A 5,771-nucleotide genomic window follows, 5' to 3' on the forward strand; every position below is an offset into this window, starting at 1 on the left:
CGACGAGGTCGTCGGCCGGATTGCCGCCTTCACCAATCCGGCCCATCTCAGCCGCTACAATGACCAGACCGGACACTTCGGATTCCTCGATACGGTCACCCCGGATCCCGAAACGATGGCGGCCCTGATGCGCGGCGCCGAAGACTGGCTGCGCGCGCGCGGCATGGAGAAGATTGCCGGACCGTTCAATTTTTCCGTCAACGAGGAATGCGGCCTGCTGGTCGAGGGATTCGCCAGCCCGCCAGTGATGATGATGCCGCACGGGCGCCCGGACTATGCCCCGTCCCTCGAAAGCCTCGGCTATACCAAAGCCATGGACATGCACGCCTACATGATGCACCTCCACGAAACCTACGAAGCGCCCGAAGCGCTCCGCAGGCTGACGAAATCCTTCACCCGTGACGCGGCGCTCGAAATCCGCACCGTGAAGATGCGCGACTACGCGAACGAGATCAGACTGGTGCTCGACATCTTCGATGATGCCTGGTCGCAGAACTGGGGCTTCGTGCCCTTCGGCAAGGATGAGATCACCCACCTTGCTAACGAGCTGAAGCCACTGATCCGGGAAGACGGCCTCTGGATCGGGTCAATCGAAGGCGAGCCCGCCTGTTTCACACTGGTGCTGCCGAACCTCAACGAAGCCATCGAAGGACTGGACGGCAAACTCCTGCCGTTTGGCTGGGCGCAGCTGCTGCACCGCCTCAAGATCAAGGGCACCCGCACCGGACGCCTGCCGCTCGCAGGCCTGCGCCGCCGGCATCAGAAGACGAAGCGCGGCCTCGTCACGATGGTCGCCTGCACCGACGCCGCCCTTGCCGCCCAGCATGCACGCGGCATGCGCGAAGTCGAAGCATCCTGGATTCTCGAAAGCAACCGCGACCTGGTCAACCTTATGTCGCTGTGGGATGCCCCGAAATACAAGACCTACCGCATCTACGAGAAAGCCCTTTGAGCACCGCTGCAGGCGCGCCAGCGGTTTACGCACTCGTGCTCGCCGGCGCGCGCGCAAGCGGCGATCCGCTGTGCGAGGCGGAAGGCGTGGAGAGTAAGGCGCTCATCGACATTCTCGGCGAACCCATGCTCGCCCGTGTCCTGCGTGCCCTGAGCAAAAGCCAGCGGGTGTGCCAGCCCGCCTACGTCTCAGGCCTCACTGCGCCGCTGCTCGAACGTGCGCGCGGACAAACGCCCGTGCAGGCGGCTGCCTGCGTGGCGGGCGGCCCGGCATCGAGCCTGCTGGGCGCCATCGAGCAAGGCCTCACCCTCCCCCTCCTCGTCACCACCTGCGACCACGCGTTGCTGACGCCCGCGATGGTGGACCATTTCCTCGCCGCCGCAATCGAGGGCCGCGCAGACCTGACCGTCGCCTTCGCGGGCCGTGACACGGTCCAGCCCGCCTATCCCGAAACAAAGCGCACTTACCTGAACTTCGGCGGCGAGCCGCTTTCCGGCTGCAACCTCTTTTACATCGCGGCGCCGGCTGCGCTCAAAGTGATCGGTTTCTGGAAGTCCGCCGAGCAGGACCGCAAGCAGCCCTGGCGCATTGCCTGGCGCTTCGGCCCGCTCACAGCCCTGCGCATCCTCATCGGACGCCCCGGCGTTCAGCGCGTGTTCGAACTGATCTCAAGCCGGATGGGCGCGCGCATCGCCGTCGTGAAGATGCCCTTCGCCGAGGCCGCCATCGACGTCGACTCGCCCGGCGACCTCATCCTCGTGCGAAGCATCCTCTTGAAGCGGTCCACATGATGCGCTGGCCGGTGTGCTGGCCGGTGCGCTGGCCGGTGCGCTGGCCAGTGCGCGGGCCGGTGCGTTCAGGTCACCGGCCGGGGCCAGGCGCGCCGGAGTGCCGCCGCAACAAGGCGGGCGTCCGCCAACCCGTCCGATGCGCCGAGGTCTGGCTGACCCGGCCAGCCCGGATCGGTAAAGGTCGCGCCCTCGAACAAAACCGGCGCGCTGTAGCGCGGCAGCACATGGAAATGCACGTGGGGGTCCACCATCATCAGCATCAGGTAGTTGATCTTCGAATAACCAAAGATTTTCTGCGTTGTTGTCTCGACGTCTTCCACAACTTCGGACAATTCAGCGAAAGCATTGGGCGGCAGGTCCGAAAAGGCCGTCGACTGGCTATGTGACAGGATCACGAGCGCGCCGATCGTCGCCTGTTTGGGCCGCGCCTGCACGCTCCAGTAGGTATAATCGGCGATCAGGGTCCCAGCCCCGCCAAATGTTTCAAATGTTGCGTTCCGGCCCATGAACTGCTCCTTCCCTGACGATCCAAGACAATCCGACCAGACTTAGGCATATTTTCCGAATGACGACACCTTCCGTTTCGCTCCGCCTTCTGGGCGACCTCCCGGTCAGGCTCTGGGGGCTGGATCTGGCCGAATGGCAGCGCCGCGCGTGGTCCAAGGCTGGTGCCGCAGGCGTGGATGATGCCGGCGGTCGCCTGCTGGCAGCCGCGGAATGGATCCTTTCGCCCTCGCTGCAGCGCAACCTGCTCGCCCGCCCGGGCGCCGCGCTCGTTGCCCCCACGGCTGACGGAAACGGCGAACAACTCGTCGCCGTCCACCTGCCGGACGGCGCCGCCCCGGAAACCGTCCTGCCCCTCTTCAGCGCGCCGCACGTCTTGCGTGCCACCCTCGTCGAAGCCGGCCTCCAGCCCGGCGACATGCATGACCTCGCCGACGCCTACAACAAGTCGCTGCGCAAGCGCGAAGTGCCCTACGCCCTCTCGATGCGCACGCAGCCGGCGGTCGAAATCGAGCGCATCCTGTTCAGGGGCTCGTACAAGGGCGTCACCGACATCGTCACCAAATACGCCTGGCCCGTCCCCGCCTTCCATGCCACGCGCTTCTGCGCCTGGCTGCGCATCTCGCCCAATACCGTCACCACTGCCAGCCTCGGCTTCGTCATCCTTGCCTTCTGGGCTTTCTGGACCGGCGCCTGGGCAGCCGGTATCGCGGCCGCCTGGGCAATGACCTTCCTCGACACCGTGGACGGCAAGCTCGCCCGCACCACAATGACCTATTCCAGCTGGGGCAATATCTACGATCACGGCATCGACCTGATCCATCCGCCCTTCTGGTACTGGGCAATGTTCGTCGGCCTCGCCACAGCCGCCCCGCACAACGTTGCGCAGGAATGGCTCTCCGGCTCGCTCATCGTGATCCTTGCCGGGTACGTCCTGAACCGCATCGAGGAAGGCATCTTCATGCGCCGCTTCGGATTCCATATCCACGTCTGGCGCCCAATCGACTCCTTCATGCGCGAGATCACAGCGCGCCGGAATCCGAACATGGTAATCTTCATGGTGTCAGTGATCGCCGGCCAGCCCGCGTGGGGCTTCGTCGCAGTCGCCGTATGGACGGCCGCCTGCCTCGTCTTTCACGGCGTGCGTCTCGTGCAGGGCCTGATGCAACCGTCTGCGCCGGTCTCCTGGCTCGAAGGCTGACCCGCATGGCCGGCACCGCGATCTTTGACCTTGACCGCACCATCACCCGCCAGCCCACCTGGACGCGCTTCCTGATATTCGTGAACCGGCGCCGCCCGGCGTTCTGGCTTACCCTGCCCGTTCTCGCCCTGCACGGCCTCGCCTACAAGCTGCGCCTCGCCACGCGCGACTCCGTCAAGGTCCGCGCCCTGAAGACGCTCACCTGGCTCAGCCGCGCGCACCTTGACACCGCCGCCCGGGCCTTTATCGCCCGCGAAGTCGAAACCGGTCTCTTTCCCGGCGCCGTTGCCGCCATCCGCTGGCACGCCGCGCGCGGCGACCACCTCGTCATCGCCACCGCCTCGGTCGATCTCTACGCGGACCATCTCGCCCGCGCGCTCGGCGTGCACCAGGTCATTGCAACCCGGCTCGACTGGACCACCGGCGCCGGACCGCGCCTATCCGGCGCCAACTGCTACGGGGCGGAAAAACTGCGCCGCCTCGACGAATTCAACTTCGCCGCGCCAACCTACGCCTATAGCGATCACATCTCGGATCTCGGCATGCTGCTGCAGGCAGATCACGCGATTGCGGTGAACCCCTCTGCTGGTCTAAAACGCGCAGCGCAAACCCACCCCATCACCGTAGCCGATTTTACATCGCCCGATATCCAGTTCCTCGAAGCCAAAGGCGCCCTCCCCGCATGAAAGCCATCCTCCTGAGCGCCGGCCGCGGCTCCCGCCTCCTGCCCCTCACTGAGTCCATGCCGAAATGCCTGCTGCCGGTGCAGGGCACGACGCTGCTCGGCTACCAGCTCGACACGCTCGAAGCCGCCGGCATCCGCGATGTCACGGTGGTCACGGGCTACATGCCGAACCTCGTCGAAGCCGAGCTCGCCTGCCGCACCGGCCCGCTGAAGCCTAAGTCCTTCTTCAACCCCTTCTTCCAGGTCGCTGACAATCTCGCCAGCTGCTGGATGGTCCGTGAGCAGATGGACGGCGATTTCCTGCTGATCAACGGCGATACCCTGTTCGATCTGGCCCTCCTCAAGGCGGTTATCAGCAATCCGGCCTGCCCCATCCAGGTCACCATCGACCAGAAAGCCAGCTACGATTCCGACGACATGAAAGTGACCCTCGACGGCACCAAGCTCAAGGCCATCGCCAAGACCCTCCCGCTCGACGTCACCCACGCCGAATCCATCGGCATGCTGCGCTTCATGGACGAAGGCGTGGAGCTCTTCCGCAGCAAGCTCGAACAGATGATGCGCACGCAGGACGGCGTGGCGGCCTGGTTCCTGAAAGCCATCGACGCCCTCGCCAACACGACCGGCGCCGTCGACACAGTCCTGATCAAGGACCATCGCTGGGCGGAAGTGGACACCGTCGCCGATTTCGAAGGCCTGGGCCGCCACGGCTTCTGACGCGCCGCCACCGGCCGGGTTCACCCGACACCCCGAATTGCATGCCGCCGGGTCATGGCCTCGGCGGACCCTACGTCATACCCTTTTAAACCCCCGGACCCGCTTGCCGGTAAATTTGAAACATGTTCTAAATTTCTCCGCCGACACGGAGAAAAACCGCCATGCCCGCCGCCGCCCTTTCGACCGTCCGCAAATCCATCCTGCCCCAAGGCGGTGACACCTGGGCGACCATTGCCGCCCGTTGCCTGCCCGGCACGCCCGAGGCCGAGGCCGTCTCCCAGCTGCAAAGCTGGAACCTGCACGTATTCATGCGCGCCGCCGGTGTCGCAGGCGGCGTGCGCGGCGCCAACCCGATCCTGCCGAGCGACGTCATCTTCATCGAGCCGCCCCGCGCCTGAACCATGACGCACGCAACGATCAGCCACGTCCAGATCGCCGCCGCCCATGATGGCGAAGCCGAACTGGTCGTCACGTTGTCGTTCGATAATGGCGGCCAGTCCCTCGTCGCTCTCGATGAATTTGCCGTCCGCACGCTGCTGACATCCTGCGCCGCCGATTCGGCCGATGGCCTGATCGGCGCCAGCTGGGAAAAAGTCCGCGACGCCCTCGTCGCATCATCCGGCAGATATGCCGAAACTCAGAACACAGAACATTAGGGAGGAATATGGAATGTACGATCTGGTGATCAGAAATGGCCGCGTCGTCGACGGCTCCGGCCTGCCCGCCTATAATGCCGACATCGCGCTCAGCGGCACGCGCATCGCAAAGATCGGACGCATCGCCGAAAAGGGCCGCAAGGAAATCGATGCCGGGGGCAAGGTCGTCTCCCCCGGGTTCATCGATCCGCATACGCACTTTGATGCCCAGCTCCTCTGGGACGGGTATGCCAAGCCCGCCCTCTCGCACGGCGTCACCACTATC

At 65.0% G+C, this 5,771-nt stretch carries 9 protein-coding genes; 8 read left to right on the top strand and 1 reads right to left on the bottom strand.

Annotation, left to right across the window (positions count from 1 at the left end; genetic code table 11):
• Both WEA77_RS04440 and WEA77_RS04445 read left to right on the top strand, forming a co-directional pair.
• Nucleotides 1-952 (top strand): hypothetical protein (locus tag WEA77_RS04440; protein ID WP_368066661.1); only part of this gene is annotated, 952 nt, incomplete at its 5' end.
• Nucleotides 949-1,743, top strand: coding sequence for a nucleotidyltransferase family protein (locus tag WEA77_RS04445; protein WP_368066662.1), 795 nt, complete (start codon nucleotides 949-951; stop codon nucleotides 1,741-1,743). The genes WEA77_RS04440 and WEA77_RS04445, both read left to right, overlap by 4 nt.
• Nucleotides 1,744-1,808: 65 nt before the next feature.
• Here the strand turns inward: WEA77_RS04445 and WEA77_RS04450 are convergent, their stop codons facing one another.
• Entirely contained in the window at nucleotides 1,809-2,249 is a 441-nt protein-coding gene (locus WEA77_RS04450; protein WP_368066663.1) for an HIT family protein, read from the bottom strand.
• Nucleotides 2,250-2,308: 59 nt separating this feature from the next.
• Here WEA77_RS04450 and WEA77_RS04455 point away from each other — a divergent pair, with 59 nt between their 5' ends.
• From WEA77_RS04455 to WEA77_RS04480, 6 genes are all read left to right on the top strand, one after another.
• On the top strand, nucleotides 2,309-3,448 hold the full coding sequence (locus WEA77_RS04455; protein ID WP_368066664.1) for a CDP-alcohol phosphatidyltransferase family protein: 1,140 nt from the start codon (nucleotides 2,309-2,311) through the stop codon (nucleotides 3,446-3,448).
• A 5-nt stretch (nucleotides 3,449-3,453) separates the two neighbouring features.
• Nucleotides 3,454-4,134: an HAD family hydrolase gene (locus WEA77_RS04460; protein ID WP_368066665.1), complete on the top strand. Its 681-nt coding sequence runs from the start codon at nucleotides 3,454-3,456 to the stop codon at nucleotides 4,132-4,134.
• Nucleotides 4,131-4,850, top strand: a complete 720-nt coding sequence (locus tag WEA77_RS04465; RefSeq protein WP_368066666.1) for a sugar phosphate nucleotidyltransferase — start codon at nucleotides 4,131-4,133, stop codon at nucleotides 4,848-4,850. The genes WEA77_RS04460 and WEA77_RS04465 overlap by 4 nt, the downstream gene beginning before the upstream one ends.
• 161 nt (nucleotides 4,851-5,011) lie before the next feature.
• Complete coding sequence (locus WEA77_RS04470) at nucleotides 5,012-5,248, top strand: hypothetical protein (RefSeq protein ID WP_368066667.1); 237 nt, start codon at nucleotides 5,012-5,014, stop codon at nucleotides 5,246-5,248.
• Between the two features lie 3 nt (nucleotides 5,249-5,251).
• Nucleotides 5,252-5,506 carry a hypothetical protein gene (locus WEA77_RS04475; RefSeq protein ID WP_368066668.1) on the top strand — a complete coding sequence of 85 codons (255 nt, stop codon included), beginning with the start codon at nucleotides 5,252-5,254 and terminating at the stop codon, nucleotides 5,504-5,506.
• Nucleotides 5,507-5,519: 13 nt separating this feature from the next.
• Nucleotides 5,520-5,771: amidohydrolase family protein (locus WEA77_RS04480; RefSeq protein WP_368066669.1), on the top strand; the 252-nt coding region annotated here is incomplete at its 3' end.

The organism is Hyphomonas sp. (assembly GCF_040882205.1).
GTDB lineage: Bacteria > Pseudomonadota > Alphaproteobacteria > Caulobacterales > Hyphomonadaceae > Hyphomonas.